At 69.3% G+C, this 24689-nt stretch carries 25 protein-coding genes and 1 tRNA gene; 8 read left to right on the top strand and 18 right to left on the bottom strand.

Going from position 1 to position 24689, the window contains the following annotated elements:
* Positions 1-17: 17 nt before the first annotated feature.
* Entirely contained in the window at positions 18-668 is a 651-nt protein-coding gene (locus tag ACZ6MZ_RS22725) for a hypothetical protein (protein WP_384183031.1), read from the bottom strand.
* 47 nt (positions 669-715) lie between these two features.
* On the opposite strand from ACZ6MZ_RS22725, the gene ACZ6MZ_RS22720 reads away from it, so the two are divergent.
* Positions 716-904, top strand: a complete 189-nt coding sequence (locus tag ACZ6MZ_RS22720; protein ID WP_030354641.1) for a DUF5703 family protein — start codon at positions 716-718, stop codon at positions 902-904.
* Between the two features lie 60 nt (positions 905-964).
* Here ACZ6MZ_RS22720 and ACZ6MZ_RS22715 read toward each other — a convergent pair whose 3' ends face one another.
* The 3 genes from ACZ6MZ_RS22715 to ACZ6MZ_RS22705 all read right to left on the bottom strand — a co-directional run bounded on the left by ACZ6MZ_RS22715 (position 965) and on the right by ACZ6MZ_RS22705 (position 3540).
* Positions 965-1699, bottom strand: coding sequence for a chaplin (locus ACZ6MZ_RS22715; RefSeq protein ID WP_389792909.1), 735 nt, complete (start codon positions 1697-1699; stop codon positions 965-967).
* Between the two features lie 138 nt (positions 1700-1837).
* Positions 1838-2071: a chaplin gene (locus ACZ6MZ_RS22710; protein WP_389792911.1), complete on the bottom strand. Its 234-nt coding sequence runs from the start codon at positions 2069-2071 to the stop codon at positions 1838-1840.
* A 143-nt stretch (positions 2072-2214) separates the two neighbouring features.
* Positions 2215-3540 (bottom strand): M20/M25/M40 family metallo-hydrolase, encoded by a 1326-nt coding sequence (locus ACZ6MZ_RS22705; protein WP_469353901.1) that lies wholly within the window; start codon positions 3538-3540, stop codon positions 2215-2217.
* A 184-nt stretch (positions 3541-3724) separates the two neighbouring features.
* Here ACZ6MZ_RS22705 and ACZ6MZ_RS22700 point away from each other — a divergent pair.
* A tRNA-Leu gene (locus tag ACZ6MZ_RS22700) sits at positions 3725-3812 on the top strand.
* A gap of 753 nt (positions 3813-4565) precedes the next feature.
* Positions 4566-5240: a CDP-diacylglycerol diphosphatase gene (locus tag ACZ6MZ_RS22695; protein ID WP_389792925.1), complete on the top strand. Its 675-nt coding sequence runs from the start codon at positions 4566-4568 to the stop codon at positions 5238-5240.
* On the opposite strand, the gene ACZ6MZ_RS22690 is transcribed toward ACZ6MZ_RS22695, so the two are convergent.
* Positions 5219-6157 carry an AraC family transcriptional regulator gene (locus ACZ6MZ_RS22690; protein ID WP_384183021.1) on the bottom strand — a complete coding sequence of 313 codons (939 nt, stop codon included), beginning with the start codon at positions 6155-6157 and terminating at the stop codon, positions 5219-5221. The genes ACZ6MZ_RS22695 and ACZ6MZ_RS22690 overlap by 22 nt on opposite strands.
* A gap of 179 nt (positions 6158-6336) precedes the next feature.
* Between ACZ6MZ_RS22690 and ACZ6MZ_RS22685 the strand changes: the two genes are divergently transcribed.
* Positions 6337-7122, top strand: coding sequence for an SDR family oxidoreductase (locus ACZ6MZ_RS22685; RefSeq protein ID WP_469353899.1), 786 nt, complete (start codon positions 6337-6339; stop codon positions 7120-7122).
* A 56-nt stretch (positions 7123-7178) separates the two neighbouring features.
* Positions 7179-7520, top strand: a complete 342-nt coding sequence (locus ACZ6MZ_RS22680) for a nuclear transport factor 2-like protein (protein ID WP_389792917.1) — start codon at positions 7179-7181, stop codon at positions 7518-7520.
* A 52-nt stretch (positions 7521-7572) separates the two neighbouring features.
* Here ACZ6MZ_RS22680 and ACZ6MZ_RS22675 read toward each other — a convergent pair whose 3' ends face one another.
* Positions 7573-8583 carry a methyltransferase gene (locus ACZ6MZ_RS22675; RefSeq protein WP_384183014.1) on the bottom strand — a complete coding sequence of 337 codons (1011 nt, stop codon included), beginning with the start codon at positions 8581-8583 and terminating at the stop codon, positions 7573-7575.
* 59 nt (positions 8584-8642) lie between these two features.
* Positions 8643-9134, bottom strand: coding sequence for a PhzA/PhzB family protein (locus ACZ6MZ_RS22670; protein WP_389792921.1), 492 nt, complete (start codon positions 9132-9134; stop codon positions 8643-8645).
* A 183-nt stretch (positions 9135-9317) separates the two neighbouring features.
* Between ACZ6MZ_RS22670 and ACZ6MZ_RS22665 the strand changes: the two genes are divergently transcribed.
* The gene (locus ACZ6MZ_RS22665) at positions 9318-10157 is read left to right on the top strand and encodes a PhzF family phenazine biosynthesis protein (protein ID WP_384334053.1); all 840 of its coding nucleotides are present in this window, start codon (positions 9318-9320) and stop codon (positions 10155-10157) included.
* A 12-nt stretch (positions 10158-10169) separates the two neighbouring features.
* Here ACZ6MZ_RS22665 and phzG read toward each other — a convergent pair whose 3' ends face one another.
* The 5 genes from phzG to ACZ6MZ_RS22640 form a co-directional block, all read right to left on the bottom strand.
* Positions 10170-10808, bottom strand: a complete 639-nt coding sequence (gene phzG, locus ACZ6MZ_RS22660) for a phenazine biosynthesis FMN-dependent oxidase PhzG (RefSeq protein ID WP_469353897.1) — start codon at positions 10806-10808, stop codon at positions 10170-10172.
* A gap of 73 nt (positions 10809-10881) precedes the next feature.
* Entirely contained in the window at positions 10882-11229 is a 348-nt protein-coding gene (locus ACZ6MZ_RS22655; RefSeq protein WP_384183003.1) for a hypothetical protein, read from the bottom strand.
* The gene (locus ACZ6MZ_RS22650) at positions 11226-13142 is read right to left on the bottom strand and encodes an anthranilate synthase family protein (RefSeq protein WP_469353895.1); all 1917 of its coding nucleotides are present in this window, start codon (positions 13140-13142) and stop codon (positions 11226-11228) included. Before ACZ6MZ_RS22650 ends, ACZ6MZ_RS22655 begins: the two co-directional genes overlap by 4 nt.
* Positions 13139-13762 (bottom strand): isochorismatase family protein, encoded by a 624-nt coding sequence (locus tag ACZ6MZ_RS22645; RefSeq protein WP_389791700.1) that lies wholly within the window; start codon positions 13760-13762, stop codon positions 13139-13141. Before ACZ6MZ_RS22645 ends, ACZ6MZ_RS22650 begins: the two co-directional genes overlap by 4 nt.
* A 52-nt stretch (positions 13763-13814) precedes the next feature.
* Positions 13815-14765 carry a ParB/RepB/Spo0J family partition protein gene (locus ACZ6MZ_RS22640; protein ID WP_389791698.1) on the bottom strand — a complete coding sequence of 317 codons (951 nt, stop codon included), beginning with the start codon at positions 14763-14765 and terminating at the stop codon, positions 13815-13817.
* Positions 14766-15445: 680 nt separating this feature from the next.
* On the opposite strand from ACZ6MZ_RS22640, the gene asnB reads away from it, so the two are divergent.
* A complete protein-coding gene (gene asnB / locus ACZ6MZ_RS22635; RefSeq protein WP_469353892.1) occupies positions 15446-17284 on the top strand; it encodes an asparagine synthase (glutamine-hydrolyzing) in 1839 nt (612 codons plus the stop codon).
* A gap of 146 nt (positions 17285-17430) precedes the next feature.
* Here asnB and ACZ6MZ_RS22630 read toward each other — a convergent pair whose 3' ends face one another.
* The 3 genes from ACZ6MZ_RS22630 to ACZ6MZ_RS22620 form a co-directional block, all read right to left on the bottom strand.
* On the bottom strand, positions 17431-18462 hold the full coding sequence (locus ACZ6MZ_RS22630; RefSeq protein ID WP_469353890.1) for a TauD/TfdA family dioxygenase: 1032 nt from the start codon (positions 18460-18462) through the stop codon (positions 17431-17433).
* On the bottom strand, positions 18459-19877 hold the full coding sequence (locus tag ACZ6MZ_RS22625; RefSeq protein WP_469353889.1) for a glycosyltransferase family protein: 1419 nt from the start codon (positions 19875-19877) through the stop codon (positions 18459-18461). Before ACZ6MZ_RS22625 ends, ACZ6MZ_RS22630 begins: the two co-directional genes overlap by 4 nt.
* 136 nt (positions 19878-20013) lie before the next feature.
* Positions 20014-20886: a DMT family transporter gene (locus tag ACZ6MZ_RS22620; RefSeq protein ID WP_469353887.1), complete on the bottom strand. Its 873-nt coding sequence runs from the start codon at positions 20884-20886 to the stop codon at positions 20014-20016.
* 210 nt (positions 20887-21096) lie between these two features.
* On the opposite strand from ACZ6MZ_RS22620, the gene ACZ6MZ_RS22615 reads away from it, so the two are divergent.
* Complete coding sequence (locus tag ACZ6MZ_RS22615; protein ID WP_469354081.1) at positions 21097-22071, top strand: RluA family pseudouridine synthase; 975 nt, start codon at positions 21097-21099, stop codon at positions 22069-22071.
* Here the strand turns inward: ACZ6MZ_RS22615 and ACZ6MZ_RS22610 are convergent.
* The 3 genes from ACZ6MZ_RS22610 to ACZ6MZ_RS22600 form a co-directional block, all read right to left on the bottom strand.
* The gene (locus ACZ6MZ_RS22610; protein ID WP_469353885.1) at positions 22056-22685 is read right to left on the bottom strand and encodes an MBL fold metallo-hydrolase; all 630 of its coding nucleotides are present in this window, start codon (positions 22683-22685) and stop codon (positions 22056-22058) included. The two genes, ACZ6MZ_RS22615 and ACZ6MZ_RS22610, sit on opposite strands and share 16 nt — an antisense overlap.
* Positions 22685-23770 (bottom strand): S-(hydroxymethyl)mycothiol dehydrogenase, encoded by a 1086-nt coding sequence (locus ACZ6MZ_RS22605; RefSeq protein WP_469353883.1) that lies wholly within the window; start codon positions 23768-23770, stop codon positions 22685-22687. Before ACZ6MZ_RS22605 ends, ACZ6MZ_RS22610 begins: the two co-directional genes overlap by 1 nt.
* A gap of 102 nt (positions 23771-23872) precedes the next feature.
* Positions 23873-24574, bottom strand: a complete 702-nt coding sequence (locus ACZ6MZ_RS22600; protein WP_389791689.1) for a FadR/GntR family transcriptional regulator — start codon at positions 24572-24574, stop codon at positions 23873-23875.
* Positions 24575-24689: the final 115 nt, after the last annotated feature.

The following is a 24689-nucleotide window of genomic DNA, read 5'->3' as shown; positions in this document are numbered from 1 at the left end:
GAGCGGGCGCCGCAGGATCAGGCGTGCTGCTCCTCCAGATCGTCCAGATCCGGGTCGAGGTCGTCCTCGTCGAAGACCGCGCTGACATCGAAGCGGCAGACCACCTGCTGGGGGTCGGCCTGGTCGAAGGGGGCGCTCAGCCACTCGCCCGGTTCGGGCAGGTCGTCCGCCGCCGCCACCCAAAGGGTGGAATCGCCCTCTTCGAGTCCGAATTCCTTGTGCCGGGAGGCGATCTCGTCCGGTTCGTACTCACCGAAGAGCACCCCGAGGGCGGCGTGCACACTGCTGCCCACCACGGCCCCGGTATCGGTGTCCCCTTCCACATCGGCGATGCGCTGTGCCTGTGCGAGCAGCCGCTGCGGCTCCACCACCGCGTAATCACGCCTGATCAGCACGGAGAGGGCATTCGGTTCCTCGGGGCCGTTGTACGGCGGCAGCGAGTCGTCCGGTTCCGGGATCTCGAAGGGGGTGACTTCGTCGTACCGGTTGTAGAGCAGCTCGTCGTAGACCTCGGCCGCGACGGCCAGGGCGTTGAACGCATCGGAGACAGCCGGGTCGTCCTCGCCCGTGCGGTGTTCGACCGCCGCGAGGTGGCGGTCCAGGGCTACCTTGACCGCCTCGGCGGCGGCGCGTACCTCGGCAGCAGTGGGCTGCGCAGCATCAGACATAGTGCAGACGCTATCCGTACCGGGGCTCTGCCCGCACAATAGATGCGATGCCGGAATACGAATTTGTCGACGTGTACGTGCCGCGCGGGGTCTCCCGCAAGGAAGCGGCCCGTCTGCTGACCGACCATGCCGAGTACGGACACTGGGAATTGGACCGCTTGAGCCTGCACCGGGACGGCAGCCGCAGGGTGCGGCTGCGTCGGCGCATCATCCGTCAGGTGCGCGCCACCTGGTGAGAACGGCGGAGCGGGCCCCGCTGTCGCGAGGCCCGCCCCTGTCCGTCCGTACGCTTCCGACTACGCGGCGGCGCGGGCGCGGCGGTAGAGGATGCTGCCCGCGAGCAGCAGTCCGGCGGCCGCCGGAATCGCCATCCCGAGTGAACCGGCACCGGTCTGAGCGAGTACGTCGTGGCCCGCGGGCTGCGCGACGATCTGCGTCTCAGGGGTGTTCGGGGTCGGACGGGTAATCGGGTTGTCGGGCTGCTCGGGCGTGGCCGGCGGCGCGACAGCTGAGTCGTTCTCGCAGTCGCTGCCCGTAGTGGGGTTGAGCAGGCCACCGATGGTGACGCTGTTCCCACAGGCGTTCACGGGAAGGTCGATCGGCACCTGGATCGAATTCCCGGAACCGATACCGGGTGAGTTCGACGTGCCCCCCTCCGCGTGCGCCCCGCCGGACGGCGCGGTGTGCGATCCGCCCTGGTACGAGCCGTCGGCCTGCGCACCACTGCCCGGCGTGGTGGCGTGCGATCCGCCGCCGTAGCCGTCGGACGAGGCGCCCGACGTGGTGTCCGACGTGTTGGCACAGGTGTTGCCGAGCGCCGGGTTGAGCAGCCCGACCACATTGACGGTGTTCCCGCACACGTTCACGGGGACGTGCACCGGGGCCTGGACGGAGTTCCCGGACAGCACGCCCGGAGAATTCGCCGCGATGCCTTCGGCACCCGCATCCGCTTGTGCGTAACCGCCGCCGAGCGCGAGCACTCCACCCGCGGCCGCAACCGTAATCAGGCCTTTGCGCGTGACCTGTCTCATAACTTCGATCCCTGCCTTCTGCCTTCAGGACTGCCCCTGGGCTTCGATGCCGGGGCAGGATGCCCAGCGGCCCCGAAGTGCATGGCGCGCACTCCGGGGCCGCCAGGGCTCAAACCCATACGGGTCGGAGGTACGACGTCACGCGTTGACGCAGGCGCTGCCGAAGGCGGGGTTCAGCAGCCCGACCGCGGAGACCGTGTTGCCGCACGCGTTCACCGGCACGTGAACGGGGGCCTGGATCACATTGCCCGAGGCCACACCCGGGGACCTGACAGCGGCACCCTGGGCACCCGAGTCGGCGACGGCCATACCCGCGCCCGCGAGCACCAGACCACCAGTGACAGCCGCAGCAGCGACGACCTTCTTGATCATTATTCCTCCTTGTTGGCAAATGCGGTCCCAGCCGCGGACCGCAACACCTGTAACGAAGAGGAACGAAATGAGGCTACGAGCCTATGGTCGCATTCACTCTTTTCAGTCGGGTGTGCACACGCTGTCGAATAGACGTGCGTCGCTCAGCTGTGGTCGATGAACCGGTCCAGGACGCGCACACCGAATTTCAGGCCGTCCACCGGCACCCGCTCGTCCACACCGTGGAACATCCCGGCGAAGTCCAACTCCGGCGGCAGCTTGAGCGGCGCGAAGCCGAAGCCGCGGATGCCGAGCTCGTCGAAGGACTTGGCGTCGGTGCCGCCCGAGAGCATGTAGGGAACGGCCCGCGCGATCGGGTCCTCCGCCGAGAGCGCGGTCTGCATGGCATCCACCAGCTTCCCGTCGAAGCTGGTCTCCAGGGCCTTGTCGCCGTGCACGTCCTCGCGCGTGACACGCGGGCCGAGGATCCGGTCGAGGTCGGTCAGGAACTCCTCCTCGTACCCGGGCAGGAAGCGGCCGTCGACATGGGCGGTCGCCTGGCCGGGGATCACATTCACCTTGTAGCCGGCGCCGAGCATGGTGGGAGCCGCGGAGTTGCGCAGGGTGGCCCCGATCATCTTCGCGATGCCGCCGAGCTTGGCGAGGGTGGCCTCCATGTCCTCCGGGTCGAGGGGGGTACCCAGCGCGTCGGACAGCTCGTCCAGGAAGGACCGTACGGTCTTGGTCACCCTCACCGGCCACTGATGACGGCCGAGCCGGCCCACGGCCTCGCACAGCTCGGTGATGGCGTTGTCGTTGTTGGTCATCGAGCCGTGCCCGGCGGTGCCGTCCACGGTCAGGCGCATCCAGTGCATCCCCTTCTGCGCCGTCTCGACCAGATACAGCCGCAGGTTCTCGTTGACGGTGAAGGAGAAGCCGCCGACCTCGCTGATCGCTTCCGTGACGCCTTCGAAGAGACCGGGGTGCTTGTCGACGAGATACCGCGCGCCGTAGGTGCCGCCCGCCTCCTCGTCGGCGAGGAAGGCCAGCACGATGTCGCGCGGCGGCTTACGGCCACTGCGCATCCGGTCGCGTACGACCGCGAGGGTCATCGCGTCCATGTCCTTCATGTCGACCGCGCCACGGCCCCAGACACAGCCGTCCGCGATCTCGCCGGAGAAGGGGTGGTGCTGCCAGTCGTCGGCGTTGGCGGGGACGACATCGGTGTGGCCATGGATGAGCAGGGCGGGCTTGGAGGGGTCCTCGCCCTCGATCCTGGCCACGGTGGAGGCGCGGCCCTTGTGGGACTCGAAGATCTTCGGTTCGAGGCCCACTTCCGCGAGCTTCTCCGCGACATACTCGGCGGCGGCCCGCTCCCCGGGGCCCGAGTGGTCGCCGTAATTACTGGTGTCGATCCGGATCAGATCACGGCAGAGGTCCACGACCTCGTCCTCGCCCGAGACGGTCCTGCCCGCGTTCGGCTCGCCCACGCTGCTCACTCCCACGGTCGTTGCTGGTGGTCCTCACATCCTCCGCGATCCCGGCCCGCTTCCCAAGGGCGGCCCCCGGCCGTCATACGCCCGTCACACGGGACGGGCACGTGATCGGGCACCGTTGAATGTTTGCTATGGTTTTCCACGTCGGAACGGCCCACAGCCGTCCGGCAGACACCTTGTCCGGGTGGCGGAATGGCAGACGCGCTAGCTTGAGGTGCTAGTGCCCTTTATCGGGCGTGGGGGTTCAAGTCCCCCCTCGGACACCAGGGGTAGCTCACACAAATACCCTGTTTGGCTTCACAGAACTCCCAGCACGGACTCGTCCGGGCTGGGAGTTCTGCTGTGTTGGGGGATCTTGTCCGGCGAGGATGCGCCGACGATGCCTGGTCGGGGTGCGCGGGGTCGCTGGTGACTGGTCGCGAGGGGCGCAGCAACAGGACGTAACGGGTCGATCGCTGTGCTGAATCACCCGCTCAGCCTGTGGCACACCGAGCACATCGGGGTGCGTATCACGGCGTCATTCCCACACCTTCCTGGCCTTTCCCGGATTCACCGTAGCCCTCTGCTGCTACAAGCGGCTCGTCCGCCTCACCACATGGGAAACGGTCTCCATGGCGGAACAAGTGACGCTCACTCATTCAGTCGATGGGCAATTCGCTCGCCACCGCCTACCCTGTGTGCGGATCAGCGACGGGCCAAAACCGGGCGAGACCTCCCCATCTCGCTCATGGCCAGCAAATCCAATCAGCGGTCATCACCATGGGAGATCACGCATGCATGATCACAAGAATTCGAACGAGGTTTCTCGGCGTCAATTCGTCGCGTTCTCCGGCGTCATGGGTGCGGCGACGCTCCTGGCCGGTGCGGGAGCGAGCGGGAGCGCGGCCGCGGCAGTCGGCCCGGTGCACGGAGAGCCCTCGTCCGACTCATGCCCCACCTCCCCTCCCGGGGCAGGCCCGAGCCCCTGCCCCCCTGCTCAGCTTCAGTCCGTCTGCGGCAGTCCCACCGACAATGATCCGCTGTGGAACGATGTCCGGTACTGCACTCACGGGACAGTCCCGCCGCCGCAGTCCAGGCCCAACTGCTTGAAGACAACACCGAATTACGTCGTGCTGCACGGCAAGCCCGAGAACCAGCACAATTATCTCCTGGCCCCCAGTTGTCGGATCACAGGTATCGAATGCCCGTTTCTCACGACCTCTGGGGCGGCGAACTACTGGAACGACGCATGGGAGAACGCGAGGAGCGGGGGAAGCGTCCCCGTGCAATATCCCAATATCGGATTGGGGATCAACTCGCAGAACGCCCGGCGCTTCAACCAGTTGCACATTCACATGGCCGGCGTCAGGGCGAGCACGCAGAGGCGACTGCAAGAACTCGAAATGATGGGCCGCATCGCCACCCACCCCGCACAATGGGGTGCACCGCCCTACCAGGTACCCATCTCGGGCCCCCAAGGCACAGGGGATCGCACGTACCGAGCCCTCAAGCTGCCCAACCTCGGACAAAATCTTTTCATGCTGCTGCACCGGTATGTGGTGGTGCCGTCCGGGCTGGACATGGCGAATCAGACACTGATCGTCGTGCCGAAGATGACAACCGCCGGATTCGCTGGGACCTTTTATGTCCTCAACAGCGACAATTCGCTCCACGACGGTACGAGCACCTGTGACTACTTGCTTGTGTACAGCTGACGCCGCCGCTCGTGTTGGCGGCGGTACTCGCCAGGGGCTTTCCCGTACTCGCGTTTGAAGGCGCGGTTGAACGCGGATTCCGAGGTGTAGCCGGTCAGCCGGGCGATGGTGTGCAGGGGCGTGTCGTCGAGGCGGAGCAGGGTGCCGGCCGAGGTCATCCGCCACCAGGTGAGGTACGTGAGGGGTGGTGTGCCGACGAGGGTGGTGAAGCGGCGGGCGAATGCCGCTCGTGACAGCCCCGCGCGTGCGCCCAGTTCCTCCACGGTCCAGGGGTGGGTGGGGTCGCCGTGGAGGTGATGCAGTGCGCTGCTGACCGCCGGATCGGACAGGGCTGCCGCCCAGCCGGTGGTGGCGCTCGGGGCTCGCTCCTTGTACCAGGTGCGCAGGATGTACAGCAGCATCGTGTCCAGCAGGCTGGAGACGATGGCGTCGGAACCGGGGTTGCGCTCGTTGAGTTCGTCGCCGAGGAGCGCGACGACGGCCGAGAGGGGAGCCTGCCGGCTGACGCGTGCCGGCAGGTGGATGAGATCCGGGAGCTCCGCCAGGAGCGGGTGCGGGCGGGCTCGGTCGAGTTGGTAGGAACCGCAGATGAGTACGGTGGCGGCCGCCGCGCCCTGAATTTCGGTACGGGGGATCCAGGCGTCGTCCAGGTCCTGAGTGGCGTCGACGAGCGCACTGGACGGGTGGTCGGCGAGGGCGAGTTCCTGCCCGTGAGACACGAAAACCACGTCACCCGCCGCGAGAGCCGCCGGTGCGGCGTTGCGCGACAGCAGCCAGCACCCGCCCTCAAGCACCACGTGGAACCCCGGGCCGCTGGTCGGCGCGAAGCGCAGGCCCCAGGGTGCGGTGAGGTGGGTACGTGCCGAATGCGGCCGGCCGGTCCGGATCGTAGCTACCGCGTCACTGACGACGTCCATGAGGGAAACTCTACCTGGGAGGGCTCATGCGAGACGCACGGTCAAAGAAGCGAGACTTTTAGGCATGGATCGTCTCGTCGGACGGCTCTAACGTCGGAATGCGTCAGGTGCTCCGGATCGGCCGGCCACTGACAGCATCCCGAGACCGAGGAACCATGACCCCCACCCTTTCTTCAACCGTGTCCCGTTCTGCCGCGGAGGGCGGCGAGTTCGCCGGAAAGCGTGCCCTGGTGACAGGAGGGACGCGCGGGATCGGCGCAGCGATCGTCGACAGGCTCACCAGGGCCGGCGCCGCGGTCGCCTTCACCGCCCGCTCCGCGTCCGCGCAAGAAAGCGAGCTGTTCGTGCGGGCCGACATCGGCACCCGGGAGGGGATCGACGTGGTCACCCGGCATGTGAACGAGCGGCTGGGCGGGGTCGACATTCTCGTCCACAACGTGGGCACCGACGGAGACCAGCACGTTCCGCTGCTGACACAGGAGGACGCTGTGTGGCAGTTCGTCATGGACATCAATCTCTTCGCTCCCGCACGGCTCGACCGGGCGCTGGTGCCCGGCATGGTCGAGCGCGGCGCGGGAGCTGTTGTCCACATCTCCTCGCTCTCCCGCTCGATCCCGAGCGCGAACCGAGTTCCGTACGGATCGGCCAAGGCCGCTCTGTCCCACTACAGCAAGGGGCTGGCCAACGAAGTCGCTCCGAGCGGGGTCCGCGTCAACAGCGTCACTCCTGGTTTCACCGAGAGTGACTGGGGCCGTTCCTTCGTCGCGGCCTTCGCGGACGAGGCGGGAGTCGACTACGAAGAAGGCCGCCGGATGGTCATGAACGGGATCGGCGGCATTCCCCTCGGCCGGCCGGCCCGCCCCGAGGAGGTGGCCGAACTGGTGGCCTTCCTGGTCTCGGACCGGGCGTCATCGATCACCGGCGCCGAACACGTCATCGACGGCGGCACCAAGCCCACGGCCTGATCCAACTGCCTGATCCAACTGTCTGATCCAACGCCCAGCAAGGAGCTGCACCTCTTATGAACGCCACCCCCATCGAGCTGCCCGACGCGGTGAGCCGCTATCTGGAGGCTCACCTCGTCCGGAACACGCCGACCGCCCTCTCGGCATTCCACGAGAGCGCCACCCTCACCGACGAGGGCGTCACCCACACCGGCACCGCCGCCATCGAGACATGGCTCAGCACAGCGGCGAGCGAGTTCACCTTCACCACCGAACGGCTCGGCGCCGAGCGACTGGACGACACCCACTGGGTGGTAACGAACCGGCTGGAGGGCGACTTCCCCGGCGAGCGCGTCGATCTCCGCTACCGCTTCACGCTCCGTTCCGGCCTGATCGAGGACCTCACGATCGCCCCCTGACCACGGCCACCGCCGGAAGACTCGCTGTCCCTCACGCAGTGGCCGACGAAGGTCAGGTGCGGGGGGCGGCTATGAGGGCGGTGGTTTCCATGGGGAGTCCCGCGATGTGGTCGATGTCGAAGCCGGCCCGGTCGAGAAGGCTGCGGAACTGGCCGATGGAGCGGTGCCGGCCGCCGTTGGTCATGAGGAGGTGGAGATCCCACAGCGCGGGCAGCACGGTGGAGTTTTCGTCGGTCACGGTGCGGTCGAGGACCAGGAGCCGGGCGGCGGGGCCGGTCATGGCGTGGCGGCAGTGCTGGAAGGCTTCGACAACATCGTCGTCGCTCCAGCCCGCCAGGACGCGGCAGAAGAGGTAGACGTCGCCGCCCTGGGGGACGGCTTTGAACATGTCCCCGGCGTGGAGTCCGACGCGGTCGAGGCCGACGGTGCGGGAGAGGTACTCGCGGGCGATCGGTATCACGTGGTCGCGGTCGACCAGTTCGCCGCGGGCGTCGGGGGTGGCCTCAAGGATCACGGAGAGGAGGTGGCCGTTGCCGCCACCGCAGTCGACGATGGTCTTGCCGCCGGAGAAGTCGAAGATGTCCGGGACGTAGTCGAAGAAGAGGTTGCCGGCCTTCATGGTCCGCTGGAACCGGACAGCCATGTCGGCGTGGTCGTCGAGGTAGGGGTAGAGCGGCTGGCCGTAGGCGAGTTCGAAGCCCGCGGTCAGGGTGGTGAAGCATTCCGCGGCGCGGCCCCAGGCGGTGTAGAACTCCTCGCCGTAGAGCAGGCACATGTCCCGCATGGTCCCGGGCTGGTCCAGGAGCGCGGCGGAGACCGGGGTGTTCCGGTACCCGGTCCCGTGATCCCCCTCGAACACACCCATCGCCACCAGGAGACGCATCAGGCGGCGGATGCCCTCTTCCTCGGCGCCGGTGGCCTCGGCGAGTTCCACGCCGGTGGTCCGGCCGGCTTCGATGTGATCGGGCAGGCCGAGCTTCGCGGCGGTGTGGACGGCTTGTGCCCGCCATCCCCCGGTGATCAGCTCGACTACCTCTTGGGCCGCCTTCAGATCGGCTTTCACTGTGAATTCTCCAGGATGTCGAGGGATTGCTGCGTCGCGTGTGGGGAATCCCTCTGGGTTCAGGTGGGAATCTCGCCCCGCCGGATCACCGGAATTTCTATGCCCAACGCCCGGAGCTGGTTGTACGGGTTCATGAATTCCCGATTCTGGACGATTTTTCCGTCGTCGAGCAGGAACGAATGGATGAAGTGGTTCTTGTAGTGCCCCGGCGGGTAGCCCGGGAAGAGAATCGCACCCTCGCCGTCGCACTCGACCCAGAACCGGTTGGGATCCTGCGTCTCGAAAATCTCGACGTTGTACCAGACCCAGTCGGGGAAGCACTCCAGTGACCACGCACCGTGTGCCTTCAGCTTGTCCTGGCCGCGCGAGACGATCGGCTCCTCGGTGTCGGCCGTGTACAGGCCGCCGCTGCCGTCCTCGGTGAAGAGGAGATAGCGGCTCCGGCGCCCCTCGCCCTTCCTGCTCATGTAGTCCTCGACCACGGCTCGGTGGCGGCGCCGGAGTTCCGCTTCATCGTCGGACGCCGGTTTGTTCACGGTGGCTTCGGCCATTGCCAGACCTCACAGGAGAGACGACGGATGGTAAATCCAGGAATTCGCTGGCGGGTCTGGAATACCTTATACGGGGCGCCGGGTGTCCAACCGGCGATTTCCGTCCGTTGGACACCCGGCACCCCGCCACTTGGACGGACCCGACTTCTTGCGGGCTCCGGACCGGCCCGGTATTTTGCGTGAATGCTTGATTATGTAGTCGCCGATGTTTTCACCGATGAGCCTCTCTCGGGAAATCCGGTGGCCGTCTTCCTGGACGCCTCGGAGCTTTCCGCCGTACAGATGCAGCGCCTGGCCCGGGAGCTGAATCTCTCGGAGACGACATTCGTCCTTCCGCCACGGGACGGAGGTGATGTGCGGGTCCGCATCTTCACCCCGGTGAACGAGCTGCCCTTCGCCGGCCACCCGACGCTGGGCACCGCGATCGTCCTGGGCGCGTCCACCCGGCGAGAGCGGATACTCATGGAAACCGCGGTGAGTACCGTTCCGTTCGAATTCGACCGGGGCCCGGACGGCGCAATCCGCTCGGCCCGCATGCGGCAGCCGATCCCGACCTGGGAGATGTACGAGGAGGCCGAGGACCTGCTCGCCGCGCTCGGTGTGAAGTCCTCCGTCCTGCCGGTGGAGGTCTACCGCAACGGCCCGCGCCATGTGTTCGTCGGACTCGACAGCGTGGCGGCGCTGTCCGCGGTGCGGCCCGATCTACGGGCGCTGGCCAAGCACTTGGACATGGCGGCCAACTGCTTCGCGGGGTCGGGAAGCCACTGGCGGATGCGCATGTTCTCGCCCGCCTACGGCGTCGCCGAGGACGCCGCGACGGGGTCGGCCGCCGGGGCGCTCGCCGTGCACCTGGCGCGGCACGGTCTGATCCCGTACGGACATCAGATCGAGATCCTCCAGGGCGTCGAGATGGGCCGTCCCTCCACGATGCTCGCTGCCGCCGGCGGCAGCGAGCATCGGGTCGACACGGTGGAGGTCGCGGGCTCTGCGGTCATCGTCGCCCGTGGGGCGTTCCAGCTCTGAGGCCGGACGATGTCATGGCTGGAGCCGGCCGGCGGTCCAGCCGGTGTCGGCGCGGTCGTAGCGCAGCCGCCGGTGCAAACGGTCGAGGCTGCCGTGCCAGAACTCCACCGCGGACGGCTTGAGCAGGTAGCCGGCCCAGGCCGGCGGTCGTGGCAGCGGCTCTCCGCTGTCCGCGAGGATCCTGGCCTGTGCCCGCAGCGTCTCCTCGTCCCCCAGGGGTTCGCTCTGCCGGGCCACGGCCGACATCGGATGGGTGGCGCGGGGGCGGGCGTGCCACAGCGCGTCCGACTCGGCGTCGGAGAGCCGGCCGGTCGGCCCGGTAAAGATGATCTGCTGCCTGGTCTCCCGCCAGTACCAGACGCCCGAGGACCATCCGGTGGCCGCGATGTCATGGCCCTTCGGGCTGGTGGCGTGGCTGGTGAACACCAGTCCCTCGTCGGTGAGTTCGATGGTCTGGACGATCCGGTTGGAGGCATGGCCCGCGGTGTCTGCGGTGGCCAGCGACAGGGCCCCCGGTTCGCGTACTCCCAGCTCCTGGGCGGTCTTGAACCAGTCGCGGAAGAGGGCGATCGGGTCCGCCGGCGGCTTGTCGAACTCGGGCAGCGCCAGATCGACGGAACCGGCGAACGTCTGAGGATTGTCTTCGGGCATGTCGTGTCTCCCTGGGTCGACGGGATCGTTGAGGTTCGCGCGCGTTCAGGCGTCCGGGTTCAGGCGTCCGGGTTCAGGCGTCCGGTTCAGCGTCGTAGACCAGTCCGAGGCCGGACAGCGCGGCTCTGCTGTACTCGCCCTCGACCGTGGCCTCGACCTCGAACTGCACCCGCTCGGTGGGCGGATAGCCGATCAGCTGGGCGGCACGGTGCGGCGGCAGCGGCTGCTCGCGGGCCCCGGCCGATTCCCACAGCATGACCGCCCCCCAGCGGTTGCCCGGGCGGTCCGAGATCCAGAACTTCAGGCGCAGGCCCTTGACCGAGGTCCACGGCGGCACCCCCTCGTCCCGCAGGTACTCCCGCAGTGAGTCGATGCTCTGCTCGGACTCGGTCAGATCCCACCAGGCGATGGTGACGATCATGCGCGTAACACCTCTTCCATGTGTGTGGCCCAGATGTGCTGCCCGTCGCGGGTGAGCACCGATTCGGCGTGGAACTGCATCGAGGCGAAACGCGGTCCGCGCAGCGCGTGCACCTCGCCGCTCCCGGCGTCCCTGCTGACCTCGATCCGGCCGACGCCGGGGTGGTGGATCTCGTCCTCGCCGCAGCGGGCGGCGAACGCGTTGTAGAACCCGGCGAGCACGCGGGTGCCGAACAGGTCGATCTCGCGCCGGGTGCCCTGGTTGCAGACGTCGCAGCGCCGCACGTCCAGACCGAGGCGCCGACTGAGCACCTGGTGGCTGAGGCAGACCGCGAGGAACGGGCGCCGCCGCGCCAGCAAGGAGCCGATCGCCGCGTGTAGATGGGCGATGCGGGGATCGCCGGTGACGTTGGGATCGCCGGGGCCCGGGCCCATGACGACCAGGTCGTGGTCGTCGAAGGAGTACTCCTCGTCGAACCGGCGCACCGTCACCTGAGGTCCCAGGGAACGCAGCTGATGGCCGATCATCGCGGTGAAGGTGTCTTCCGCGTCGACGACCAGCACACGGCGGCCGGCCAGGGCCGGCACCGGCCTTCCGCGTGCCGCGTCCCCGGCGAGCCAGAACCGGGCGAGGTCCGTGTTGCGGCTCTCCAGGGCCGACCGTACGGCCGGGTGGTCACCGAGGCCGCCCCGCCGGGCGCCCTCCGGGGCCGGCCCTGTCGCGGGGTGCTCTCCGGCGCCGTCCTGGCGGCCACTGTCCAGGGCGGACAGCAGACCGGCCGCCTTCGCCCTGGTCTCGGCGGCCTCGGAGACCGGATCGGAGTGCCGTACGAGGGTGGAGCCCACCCCGATGCTCATGCGGCCGGCGCGGTCGATGTCCGCGGTGCGGATCAGAATGGCGGAGTCCAGGGACCGGCGGCCGCCCTCCCGGCCGATCAGGGCCATGACGCCGCTGTAGTACCCCCGGCCCTGCGGCTCGTACCTGCTGATCACGCGGCACGCGCTCTCCAGCGGGCTCCCGGTCACCGTCGGCGCGAACAGCGTCTCGCGCAGGATCTCCTGCGGCTCCCGGCCGGACCTGCCCTCGATGAAGTACTCGGTGTGCGCCAGCCGCGCCATCTCCTTCAGGTGCGGACCCACGACCCGGCCACCGGCGTCACAGACGCGGGCCATCATCTTCAGCTCTTCGTCCAGCACCATGTACAGCTCGTCGCTCTCCTTCTCGTCGGAGAGGAACTCCAGTACGTCGGAGAGCACGGGCCCGCCCGGCGGGTACCGGTGGGTACCGCTGACCGGGTTCATGACCGCCGCGCCCGCGCGCAGGCTGATGTGCCGCTCCGGGGTGGCGCCGACGAAGGTACGGGCGCCGGTGTGCACGATGAACGTCCAGTACGCGCCCGACTCCCGTTCGCACAGCCGGCGGAAGAACGTCAGCGCGCCGGCCGGGCCGTAGCCCTCGATGTCGGCGACGAACGACCGCTTGACGACGAAGTTCGCCCCCTCGCCGCTGCCGATCTCCTCGGCGACCACCGTGCGGACGATCTCCGCGTACTCCTCGTCGGCCACATCGAAGCGGCCGTTCGCCAACCGGATCGGGACATCGGGGATCCGCCCCAGCACCTCGGGCAGCGACAGCACGGCCTGTTCCGTCACCCGCAGCGCGAGGAGCGGGGCCCCGTCGTCGACGCAGGCGAAACCCCGTTCGGCGATCTGCCGGTAGGGGACGATCACCAGGACGTCCTGGCCCTCCCCACCGGCTTCCCCGGGCACCGGAATGCCGGCGAGAGAGTCCAGCTCCGACAGGTCGCCGACCAGCACGTCCAGCCGGTCCTGGCCGGTCGACTCCGGACGGTGCAGCAGCGCGAACGGCGGCGGCCGACCGCTCAGCACCCGGGCCAGCGGATCCCCGGTCACGCCAGGACCTCTGCGTGGCCGACCACCATGGCGCAGCGCTGCGCCGCGTATTCCAGGGTCAGCCGGTGGTGGTTCGCGGAGAAATCCCCGATCGCGTCGGCCACCAGGAACGTCTGGATGTCGTTGGTGAACGCCTCCACCGCGCTCGCCAGTACCCCCACATGCCCGTACACGCCACAGACGACGAGCTGGTCACGCCGGCGCGAGCGCATCCATTCCAGCAGGTCCGAGCGGTGGAACGCGCTGTAGCGCCACTTGGTGAACAGCCGGTCGTCCGGTCCGGGAGCCAGCGGCCCGACCACCTCCCGGTCCGCCGGGTCCGTGCGCATCCCCGGACCCCAGAAGTCCTTCAGCAGGCCGCGCTGTTCGTCGGTCATGCCACCGGGCTGCGCCGTGTACGCCACCGGCACGTCCAGCTCGCGGCAGCGGTCCCGCAGCGCGGCCACGTTCCGTACCAGCTGCTCCCGCAGCCCTTCGGGTAACGGCCGCAGGAAATATCTCTGCATGTCGTGGATCAGCAGCACCGCACGCCCGGGATCGGCGGCCCAGTCGGCGGAGTTGGCCGGGAGATCGGCGGCGGTGGGCAGCGCGTACGGCTCTATGAGGGGAATACTGGACATGCGTGGCTGTCTCCTTGAGAAGGCATACGTCCCGTCCGGGAGGTTCGTGGCGCTATGTCGAGCGTGGGGCGTTCCGGGCCAATTGCTCGGCGACCACCCTCCATCCCCGGGCGCACTCCATCGCCAGGTTCGCGATGGCGTGCCGACGGTGGGCGGGGACGCTGTTCGCGAGGTTCGCCCATGTCTCACTGCTCATGGCATGGGCTTCCATCAGGCGCAGCAGCGTGCGCCCGTTCTCGCTGTAGCGGAGCGAGGGGTCCGTCCTGAGCCGCTGGACCACCGCCGCGCGATCCGGTGGCTCCTGGTCAGGCCCCGCGTCGGCTCGCGCGTCGCCCGTATCCGGCCGCGGGGGCTGCTCGGGCGTCCACCGCACAGCGTCGGGCTCCCGTTCGGCCGGCTCCTCGTCGCTCAGCAGCCGGGTACGGACGGACCTCGCCGTCTCCGGTGAGATTCCCACCGCCTTGGCCACCTGACGGAGGGACAGCTCGGGTTTGCGCAGGATGAGTTCGGCGGCGAGCCTGCGCTTCTCCGGCGCGTCGGCGGGCCGTACGCGCCCGTCCCGCCCGATCCTGCTGCCGGGCCGGCGTGTCGTCTCGGCGGGGTGCCGGCGGCGCACCTCGGCGACCGTCTTGGCGGAGAGGCCGGTGACGGAGGCGGTCAACCGGTCCGACCACTGCGGATGCGAGGCGATGATGCGCGCCGCGGCCGCCTTGCGGTCGGCCACGGAGAGCGGCAGCCCGCCCGCCAGGTTCGCCTGCACCGCGAGGACGAACGCCTCGGCCTCGTCCCCTTCGAACATCCGGGCCGCGATGAACTCCTGGTTGCGGAGTTCGGCGGCGCGCAGCCGGTGCAGGCCGTCGACGACGCGCATGGTCGCCCGGTGCACGATGATCGGCGGGAATTCACCCAGGGCTCCGGCCAGCGTACTGATGTGCTCCAGGTTCTCTCCCGTGGTGCGTGGCGTGTCGGCGATCACCAGTGACCCGATGACGACCTTGACCACCGGCCCCCGCATCTTCCGCCGGCGCCCCGGAATCGCTTCCTCGCATTCATATGGAAGCCCGCTCTCCCCGGCGAGAGGACCAACCGCTGAATTCGTCACCATCCACACCCCAAACATCGCAAGGAAAGAAAATAAACCTCCGATGAGGATCGGCCGCCACAGTAGGGAGTGAATGCCGAAAGCGTCAATATCACAAATGACGCAGACGGTGCACCGCAGCACGGGCTCCGCCGGAAGCGCCGCCGGCCCCGCCGCACCACCGGGATCCGCGGCGCTGCGGGGATCGGGCCGGAATCCAGTTCCGCTCGACTTTCGCTCTAGGCCCGGTCGAAAACATTCGTTTTCCGGCCGGAGCCCCCGGCGGCGCGGCAGGGACCTCCCAGGGCAATGCGCCGCATATGAGGGTCAGGAATACCGCCGTACCGAACCGTCCAACTGACATCTTTCCCCGGTTGGACACGCGTTGATCACGGGCGCCGTTCACCAATCCGACCCTGGACAGCCACCTGGGGACCTGATAAAAGAATTCACGCAGCCCAGGTGGGAACTGCTGCCGCTTTTCGGACGCATTTCATTCCCCACACCTCGAGAGGCTCACCGATGGCCGACATCGCCGTGAATGCTCCGCTTTTCGGATCCCCGTTCCCGCACGATCATCCTGCGACCAGGAGTGACTCCTTATGTGTGGTATTGCCGGCTGGGTCGCCTACGACTCCGATCTCACCAAGCGCCGCGATGTCCTGGACGCGATGACGGGCACCATGGCCTGCCGGGGCCCGGACGACTCGGGCACCTGGGTCCGGCCGCACGTGGGCCTGGGCCATCGGCGCCTGGCGGTCATCGACCTCGCGGGCGGCAGGCAGCCGATGGAGGTACGGACGCCGGGCGGCACGGTCGCCATGGTCTACACGGGCGAGGTGTACAACTTCACCGAGCTGCGCGCTGAGCTGGAGCGCAAGGGGCACCGCTTCCGGACGGCCAGCGACACCGAGGTCGTGCTGCTCGGCTACCTGGAGTGGGGCGAGAGCCTGGCCGATCACCTCAACGGCATGTTCGCGCTCGCGATCTGGGACGAGCGGGAGAACAAGCTCGTGCTGATCCGCGACCGGCTGGGCGTCAAACCGCTCTACTACTACCCGACCCGCGACGGCGTGCTGTTCGGCTCCGAGCCGAAGGCGATCCTGGCCAACCCGTTGGCCCGCAAGGCGGTCGACACCGCGGGCCTGCGGGAGCTGATCGGGTTCACCATGACACCGGGCTGGGCCCTGTGGAAGGACATGTACGAGGTCGAGCCGGCCACCGTCGTCACCGTCGACGCACGAGGCATCCGCAGCCGCGCCTACTGGAAGCTGGACGCCAGGGAGCACACGGACGACCGGGAGACGACGGTGGCCAGGGTCGGTGAGCTGATGACCGACATCGTGCGCCGTCAGCTCGTCGCCGACGTACCGCAGTGCGTGCTGCTCTCCGGCGGACTGGACTCCAGCGCGGTCACCGGCCTCGCCGCGGCCCGCCTGGCCGAGCAGGGTGAGCGACTGCGCACGTTCTCGGTGGACTTCGCCAACCGGGAGGAGACCTTCCAGGCCGACGCCAACTGGGACAGCGCGGACACGCCCTACATCCGCGACGTCGTGGAACTGGTCGGTTCCGACCACCGGTTCGTGACACTCAGCCCGCACGAGCTGACCAACCCCGAGCTGCGCCGTGCGGTGATCACCGCACGGGACATGCCGGTCGGCTTCGGCGAGACGGACACCTCGCTGTATCTGCTGTTCAAGGCCATCAGGGCGGAGTCGACGGTGGCGCTGTCCGGGGAGTCCGCGGACGAGGTGTTCGGCGGGTACCGGTGGTTCCACGACCCCGTCGCGGTCAACGCCGATACGTTCCCCTGGCTCGCCTTCCGGAGCCCGATGAGCGGCGACCGGTCGGCGCCGCTCCATCCGGACCTGCGCCGCGCCCTCGATCTCGACACCTACGTCGCCGACCAGTACGCGACCGCGGTGGCGGGGGTCGAGCACCTGGCCGGGGCCAGCGCCCACGAGCGGCGGATGCGCACGATCGGCAATCTGCACCTGAGCCGGTTCGTCCGGATGCTGCTGGACCGCAAGGACCGGGTGTCGATGGCGGTCGGACTCGAGGTGCGGGTGCCGTTCTGCGACCACCGGCTGGTCGAGTACGTGTACAACACCCCGTGGTCGCTGAAGAGCTTCGACGGCCGGGAGAAGAGCCTGCTGCGGCACGCCACCGCGCATGTGCTGCCGGAGTCGGTGCGGGGCCGGCTGAAGAGCCCCTATCCGTCCACCCAGGACCCGGGGTACGGGGCGGCCCTGCAGCAGCAGGCGAAGGAGGTGCTCGCCGACGACGGCCACGCGGTGTTCACCATGATCGACCGGACTTGGCTGACCGATGCCGTCGCGAGGGATGTCACTATGCCCAGCGGCGACCGGCGCGGCCTCGAACGGGTGCTGGATCTGTATCACTGGATCGACCTCTACCAGCCCGAGATCCACCTCGACTGACCGTCCCGCTCAGGGGCCGGCCTCCCCCGGGCCGGCCTCCCCCCGGCCGGCCTCCCCCGGGCTGACCTGGGAGCACCGAAGGGGCGCCGGCGATCCGCTCGCCGGCGCCCCGTACGCTGCGCCCCGTACTCACCCCAGGCGGAGGCTCACGCCATGAGCGGGGCGAAGGGGTCGATCACCCGGTCGTCGGCGCCGCCGCGCAGGCCCCGGCTGCGCCGGAGATCCCGTACGACGGTGAGCCGGCGCATCCAGCGGTCGGTGCCGTCGTAGCGGGGCTGGAAGGTGCCGCGTCCGTGCAGAGCGCGGTAGTTGTCCACCAGCAGCAGGTCGCCCTCGTCCAGGTTCACCGTCGTGGCGCCGCGGCCCAGCTGCTCGGCCAGCTTCTCAAGAGCCCGCGCCGCCCGTTCGTCCCCCGGCCTGGCTCGCGTGTACGGGAGGTCGACCCGCAGGTACGGCGCGTGCCGGGAGCCGAACATCACCGGGCGCAGCCGTGCCGCCGACTCCGGGGTATCGCCCGTCCTGCGCAGGTGCTCGGCGTCGGGCGTGATCAGGAACCGGGGCGAGAACAGCGTGTCGACGTCCAGCCGGCCGAGATCCAGGGCCGCGGTGGTGACCAGGCTGCTGGGTACCCGGTCGTGGTTCCTGAGGCAGAGCAGGGCGAGCGCGTCGCACCGCTCGTCGCTGAAGCAGTCCTCTATGTGCAGTTCGAGGTCGGCCTCGCTGCTGTGGCCGGTCTGCTGGAGCTCCTCGCCCTCGATCGGCAGCATGTCGTTGAACAGCCGGCCGTCCTGCAGGCTGGACCAGCCGATGGGGTCGCCCAACCGGGCGGTGACCAGAGCGAGCCAGAAGTCCTGACGGACCGTGGCGGCGGGGTCGCGTTCCTTCCAGTGGGCCGGGGTCGGACCGTCCGCGCCGCGCACCGGTCCGCCGCGGATCACCAGGGCGGCCACCGACTCCGCGTACCGCAGCTCCTGGACGGCGTCCCGTACCCCGGCCGGCAGCCGCGACGCGAAGTCGCCCGCCTTCCGCAGGAAGAGCGGATCGTCGGCGGCGTCGAACTCCTCGCCCACGGCGTCGAGCACGGCCGCGCATTCCCGCGCGGCCTGTTCCGTGAGGGACAGTTCCCGGATTCCGGGGGCCGCGTCCGGTACGGCGCCGCGGACGTCTCCCGCGCTCAACGCGGTGTCACCTCCCGTGCCATGGCGGCGAAGTGGGCACGCCATGGCTGCGGATCGAACGACCGCAGCACGTGTTCCCGGTCCCGGTCGAGGCTCCGCACCGCCGACGGATCGGCGTCGGCGTTACGGTCCATGAGGTCCTGGAGCTCCTGCGCCGCCGCCGCCAGATACCGCTGCTCCTGGCCCTTGATGACGACGCAGCCGCTCTCGGTGCCGTAGAAATCCTCGAAGCAGGTGTACGCGGTGACCGCGCACGGCACCCCGGCGACGGCGGCCAGCGCGGGGCCGAGCCCGACACTCTCCACATCCGCGGTGTTGGGGGTGAAGAGCACCGCGCCCCCGCCGGAGCGGCAGAGCCGCAGCAGGTCCACCTCGTCAAGACGCCACTGCCCGGCCGTGTCCCGGTGGCTGGCCAGCGGGACACCGTCCAGGAAGACGATGTCCTTCTGCACACCCAGTTCCTGGGCCAGCGAGAGCACCTCGCGTGCGTACGGCGGATCCTCGTCGAGGCTGCCGAAGGCCACCAGATACGGCGCGGGGGTGCTGCGGCTCTCACAGATCTTCTTGATCTCGGCGAAGAGCGCGACGGATATCTCCACGCCCTTGACCCGGAACATCCGCACCGGCACGAGCAGCAGCGGACGGCGCGGGTCGAGTCCCCGCTGCGCGAGGAACTCCGTGTGGCGGTCCTGGAGCTGACCGCTCTCCACGGTCGGCAGGACGTTGGGAAGGATGGCCGCCGTGAGGGGCGACGGATAGCCGCTGACCTCTTGGGCGAGCGCCGGCGAGACAACGGCCCAGCGGTGGCACGGATGGGAGCCGGGGACGGGCGTGAACTCGTTCGGCTCCACGGGGTAGAGACGTACGCCGTCCTCGAATATCGCGCAGCTGCCGAACAGGTCGTGGTCCCAGAAGAGGACGCCGCCCGGCCGTCCGTCGGACCAGCGCTTCGCCGCCGCCCGGTGCAGGCCGAGGGTCACCGGCACGGCGTCGGAAAGCGTCATGTTGACCGCGCACACCCAGTCGATGTCCTGCTCGTCGAACCAGCGGGTGAAGTACTCCTCGTAAGGCCCCGCGAGCGACTCCACCGCGCGGCGCAACTCCGCCCGCTCCGTGTCGTCCAGGGAGTCGGCGCGCGCCACCCCGGCCCGGATGTCGGTGAGTTGGCGCATGAGCTCGGCTCGCTCCAGGTCCACCGGCACGACGTCACTGACCGACATCCACTCCGGATAGCCGCTGTCCGGGCGTCCGCCGGGGAAGAAGTGTTCCTTGTCGGGCCGCCACGAGTACCCGAGATCCGCGGCGACGGGCAACTCGAGCTGCCCGGAACCGAGTTCCGCTTCGACCACATTCCGGAAGATGGTGAGCAGTCCGCTCACCGGAAGCCCGTCCCCCGACACCAGAGCCAGTTTCATCGAACCCTCTCTCCGTGAAAGGACGCCCGGTGCGACGCGGCGCCGGGCGTGTGCGGAGAGGCTTCTTCCCAACTCCGTCCGGCCCATGCTCAGTTACCGGTTCGGATGCGGTACGCCACGCTGCTCCCGCGCTCCCTCAGCGGACGCGGGAGGTGGGTGGCGGGCCGCCGCTCGCCAGCGGGGAGCGGGCCAGTTCCAGACAGCCCGCGGTGATCAGGGCGATGGCGACGAGCTCGGGCAGCAGCCACCAGCCGGTGCGCAGGGTCTCGCCGAACAGCGTCACGCCGTAGGTGATGCTGATGAGCGCATCGCCGAGGGTGAGCATCGGCTGAGAAGCGACGAGCGAGCCCGCCTGGAGCGCGTTCTGCAGCAGGAACAGCGCCCCCACCCCGGCGACAGCGGTGGCGTAGAGCTGCCAGGAGGTGAAGAGCGCGACCGCCCCGCCGCCGTCGTCGAGCCGGGCCACGGCGTCCTTCATCAGCGCGGCGGTCAGGGCGTATCCGCAGGCGGCCGCGAGCCCGAGACAGGCGGCTCGCGCGTTGCCGTGCAGCCGCATCGACCAGATGATCAGTACGGCCTCGAAGATCCCGGTGAAGATGAGCGCCGGGATCCAGGCCGCGCCCGCCACCCGCTCGCTGCCCCCGTTCGGCGCGGCACTGGCCAGGCCCAGGGCCAGCCCGCAGGTCACCGCGGCGACACCGAACCAGGCGGAGCGGGGCAGCCGGGACCGGAAGACATACCCGGCGATCAGCAGGGTCGACGGCAGCTCGATGACGAAGATCGGCTGGACCACGGCGATCGGACCGGTGGCGAGCGCCACCGCCTGGCACACCGCGGCCACGATCACCAGGCCGATCCCGGCCAGCCACACCTTCTGCCGCAGCAGTTGCCCGATCAGCGAGAGGTGCATCGCCTTGGTGTCGGGGACGGTGGACGCGGCGCGGCGCTGGAGCACCGAGGCGGAGCCGTTGCTGATCGCGGTCAGGACGGCGAACAGGACACTGATCACCCGCCCATCATGCGGGTGGCGGGGAACGGAACCGGTCTCATCCCGGCCCGTGCTGTCGGCCGGGGGCCGAATGGCGGATTCCGGCCCGGCCGGCGGGACACGGGCCTCGTCACCACCGAGGGTGACCGGCCGGTACACTCGCGGCGCTGATGGACCGTGACCGGGGCTGATGCTTCGTGAGCCGTGGCTGATGTTCATGAGCCGGGGCTGATGCTCCGTGAGCCAGGAAAGACGCGAAAACCCGTGGGACGCAGACACAGACCCCCGCCGCCCTCGCCGCTGCCCCAGCGGGACGGCATCGACCCGGTGCGGCTGCGGCTGCCCCCGGATCCCGCCGGCGCCTGGCCGACCGTGCGGGACCATCTGATCGCGCGGTTCGGCGAGGCCATCGGCGCCGAGCGGGTCGACGCGATGTTCCGGGAGGGGCGCTTCGTCGGGGCGGACGGACCGGCCGGGCCCGCGGAGCCGTACACCGCCGGGCGCTACCTCTGGTTCCACCGGGACTTCGCCGCCGAGGAGCGGGTGCCCTTCGGGATCGGGATCGTGCACCGCGACGAGCGGATCGTCGTCGCCGACAAGCCGCACTTCCTCGCCACCACCCCGCGCGGGCGGCATATCACCGAGACCGCCCTCGCCCGGCTGCGCCGTGATCTCGGTCTGGCCGAGCTGCAGCCCGCGCACCGTCTCGACCGGCTGACGGCGGGCCTCGCGCTCTTTGTCGTACGGGCCGGGGACCGGGGTGCGTATCAGACGCTGTTCCGGGACCGGCTGGTGCGCAAGGAGTACGAGGCGGTGGCGCCGTACGATCCCGGTGTGGCCCTGCCGGTCACGGTGCGCAGCCGGATCGAGAAGGAGCGCGGGGTGCTGGCCGCCCGGGAGGTGCCGGGCGAGCCGAACAGCGAGAGCCGGATCGAACTGCTGGAGCACCGGGGCGGGTACGGCCGGTACCGGCTGCTGCCGGCCACCGGCCGTACCCATCAGCTGCGGGTCCATATGAACAGCCTGGGGCTGCCGATCCTGAACGACCCTGTCTACCCGGTCGTCGAGGAGCCCTCACCCGCCGGACCGGCCGACTACTCCAGGCCCCTGCAACTCCTCGCGAGGGTCCTGGAGTTCACCGATCCGGTGACGGGCGAGCCGTACCGCTTCGAGAGCCGGCTGCGGCTCTCTCAGTGGCCCCGCTGAATCCACTCCTCCAGATGCGGTGCCTCGTCGCCGATGGTGGTCGGGTCGCCGTGGCCCGTCCGCACCACGGTCTCCGGAGGCAGGCCGAGCAGCCGGTCGCGGATCGAGTCGATGATCGTCGGGAAGTACGAGAACGACCGCCCGGTGGCGCCGGGACCGCCCTGGAAGAGCGTGTCGCCGGTGAAGACCGTGGACAGCTCGGGGGCGTACAGGCAGACCGCGCCCGGTGCGTGCCCGGGGGTGTGGAGCACGGTCAGCGTGGTGCCCGCGACGGTGAGCGTGTCGCCGTCGGCCAGCTCGCCGTCCGGGATCTGCTCGGGGTAGGTCTGCTTCCAGAGCGGCAGGTCGTCCGGGTGCAGCAGCACCGGCGCGCCGGTCGAGGCGGCCAGCGCCGGGGCGGCGTCGATGTGGTCGTTGTGCGCGTGGGTGCAGACGATGGCGCGCAGCGTACGGCCGTGCAGCGCCGCCTCGATGGCGACGGCGTCATGGGCGGCGTCGATGACGATCGCCTCGATGTCGTCGCCGATGATCCAGACGTTGTTGTCGACTTCCCAGGTGCCGCCGTCGAGCGAGAAGGTGCCGGAGGTGACCAGATGGTCGATACGGGCGGTCATCACAGCACCACCACCGAACGCAGGACATCGCCTTCGTGCATCCGGGCGAAGGCCTTCTCCACGTCGCCGAGGCCGATGGTCTCGGTGACGAAGGCGGCCAGGTCGATCCGGCCCTGCTGGTGGAGGTCGATGAGCATCGGAAAGTCGCGGGACGGCAGACAGTCGCCGTACCAGGAGGACTTGAGGGAGCCGCCGCGGCCGAAGACGTCGAGCAGCGGCAGTTCGAGCTTCATCTCGGGGGTGGGGACGCCGACGAGGACGACGGTCCCGGCCAGGTCGCGGCCGTAGAAGGCCTGTTCGTACGTCTCCGGGCGGCCGACCGCCTCGATGACGACATCCGCGCCGAACCCTCCGGTCAGCTCGCGGATCGCCTCGACGGGGTCAGTGGAGCGGGAGTTGACGGTGTGGGTGGCGCCCATCGACTTCGCCGTCTCCAGCTTGCGGTCGTCGATGTCGACGGCGATGATCCGGGCCGCGCCGGCCAGGCGCGCGCCGACGACGGCCGCGTCTCCGACGCCGCCGCAGCCGATGACCGCGACGGAGTCGCCGCGGCTGACCTGGCCGGTGTTGATCGCGGCGCCGATGCCGGCCATCACTCCGCAGCCGAGCAGCCCGGCGACGGCCGGTGAGACGGTGGGGTCGACCTTGGTGCACTGTCCCGCCGCGACGAGGGTCTTCTCGGCGAAGGCTCCGATGCCGAGCGCCGGGGAGAGTTCCGTACCGTCGGTCAGGGTCATCTTCTGCGCGGCGTTGTGGGTGTTGAAGCAGTACTGGGGCCGCCCGCGCCGGCAGGCCCGGCAACTGCCGCACACGGCACGCCAGTTGAGAATGACGAAGTCGCCGGGGGCGACCTCGGTGACGCCGTCGCCGACCGACTCCACCACGCCCGCGGCCTCATGGCCGAGGAGGAAGGGGAACTCGTCGTTGATCGCGCCCTGCTTGTAGTGCAGATCGGTGTGGCAGACGCCGCACGCCTGCACCTTCACCACGGCCTCGCCGGGGCCGGGGTCGGGTACGACGATCGTCTCGACCCGCACCGGCTCGTTCTTGCCGGGGGCGATGACCCCTTGCACCTGCTGCGCCATGCCAGGACCTGCCTTTCCTCACACCTCGAACGGTTCGTCCGTCCCCCACTATCCCGTGCCTGAGGCGTGCCGGCGGTACGCGCGGGCGGACATCGGCGCTCGTCAGGGGGCCAGGACGTCCAGTTCCTGGAGGGCGCCGACGGCGATCTCCCTGGTCAGTTCCTCGGCCCGGACCGCGTCGCCCTCCCGGACGGCCTCCGCGACGCCCACATGCAGGGTGACGGCGGCCGGATCCGGGTCGTCGAACATCACCTGATGGTGCGTACGGCCGGTGAGGACCTCGGCGACCACATCGCCGAGCCTGGCGAACATCTCGTTGCCCGAGGCGTTGAGCACCACCCGGTGGAAGGCGATGTCATGGACGAGATACTCCTCCAGCCGGCGGCCCCGTGAGGTGGCGACCATCCCGAGCGCCTGCTCGGTGAGAGCGGCGCACTGCTCGGGCGTGGCGTGGCGGGCGGCGAGACCGGCGGCGACCGGTTCGACCGCGGACCGCAGCACGGTCAGCGACCGCAGCTGGCGGGGCCGGTCGGTGCCGGCGAGGCGCCAGCGGATGACCCGCGGATCGTAGACGTTCCACTCCTCGGTGGGGCGTACGGTCACGCCCACCCGGCGCCGGGACTCCACCAGGTGCATCGATTCGAGGACGCGGACCACCTCGCGGACGACGGTGCGCGAGACGTCGAAGCGCTGGGCCACCTCGTCGGTGCGGACCACGCTCCCCTGCGGATACTCGCCCGCGGTGATGGCGAGACCGAGGGTGTCCAGCACACGGGTATGCAGGCCCCGGCCTTCTGTGGTCATGGGGGCAAGCCTACGGGGCGCACCCCTCGGCTAAAAAGTACGACGTTTACATCACAGGCTCTTGAATATGTCGTACCTAATAGGTTTCAGTAGCGCGACGGACCGAGGTCGACGA

The sequence above is a fragment of the Streptomyces sp. NPDC042201 genome (genome assembly GCF_055582185.1).
The sequence above is the reverse complement of the archived record's forward strand: the minus strand, read 5'-3'. Positions and strand labels throughout refer to the sequence as shown.

Coding starts and splice junctions, on each gene's coding strand:
- asnB (WP_469353892.1), top strand. CDS start 15,446: ATGTGTGGTATTGCCGGCTGGGTCGCCTACGACTCCGATCTCACCAAG.
- ACZ6MZ_RS22715 (WP_389792909.1), bottom strand. CDS start 1,699: ATGAGACAGGTCACGCGCAAAGGCCTGATTACGGTTGCGGCCGCGGGT.
- ACZ6MZ_RS22600 (WP_389791689.1), bottom strand. CDS start 24,574: ATGACCACAGAAGGCCGGGGCCTGCATACCCGTGTGCTGGACACCCTC.
- ACZ6MZ_RS22725 (WP_384183031.1), bottom strand. CDS start 668: ATGTCTGATGCTGCGCAGCCCACTGCTGCCGAGGTACGCGCCGCCGCC.
- ACZ6MZ_RS22680 (WP_389792917.1), top strand. CDS start 7,179: ATGAACGCCACCCCCATCGAGCTGCCCGACGCGGTGAGCCGCTATCTG.
- ACZ6MZ_RS22605 (WP_469353883.1), bottom strand. CDS start 23,770: ATGGCGCAGCAGGTGCAAGGGGTCATCGCCCCCGGCAAGAACGAGCCG.
- ACZ6MZ_RS22710 (WP_389792911.1), bottom strand. CDS start 2,071: ATGATCAAGAAGGTCGTCGCTGCTGCGGCTGTCACTGGTGGTCTGGTG.
- phzG (WP_469353897.1), bottom strand. CDS start 10,808: ATGCCCGAAGACAATCCTCAGACGTTCGCCGGTTCCGTCGATCTGGCG.
- ACZ6MZ_RS22655 (WP_384183003.1), bottom strand. CDS start 11,229: ATGATCGTCACCATCGCCTGGTGGGATCTGACCGAGTCCGAGCAGAGC.
- ACZ6MZ_RS22720 (WP_030354641.1), top strand. CDS start 716: ATGCCGGAATACGAATTTGTCGACGTGTACGTGCCGCGCGGGGTCTCC.
- ACZ6MZ_RS22690 (WP_384183021.1), bottom strand. CDS start 6,157: ATGGACGTCGTCAGTGACGCGGTAGCTACGATCCGGACCGGCCGGCCG.
- ACZ6MZ_RS22610 (WP_469353885.1), bottom strand. CDS start 22,685: ATGACCGCCCGTATCGACCATCTGGTCACCTCCGGCACCTTCTCGCTC.
- ACZ6MZ_RS22670 (WP_389792921.1), bottom strand. CDS start 9,134: ATGGCCGAAGCCACCGTGAACAAACCGGCGTCCGACGATGAAGCGGAA.
- ACZ6MZ_RS22615 (WP_469354081.1), top strand. CDS start 21,097: ATGCTCCGTGAGCCAGGAAAGACGCGAAAACCCGTGGGACGCAGACAC.
- ACZ6MZ_RS22625 (WP_469353889.1), bottom strand. CDS start 19,877: ATGAAACTGGCTCTGGTGTCGGGGGACGGGCTTCCGGTGAGCGGACTG.
- ACZ6MZ_RS22665 (WP_384334053.1), top strand. CDS start 9,318: ATGCTTGATTATGTAGTCGCCGATGTTTTCACCGATGAGCCTCTCTCG.
- ACZ6MZ_RS22645 (WP_389791700.1), bottom strand. CDS start 13,762: ATGTCCAGTATTCCCCTCATAGAGCCGTACGCGCTGCCCACCGCCGCC.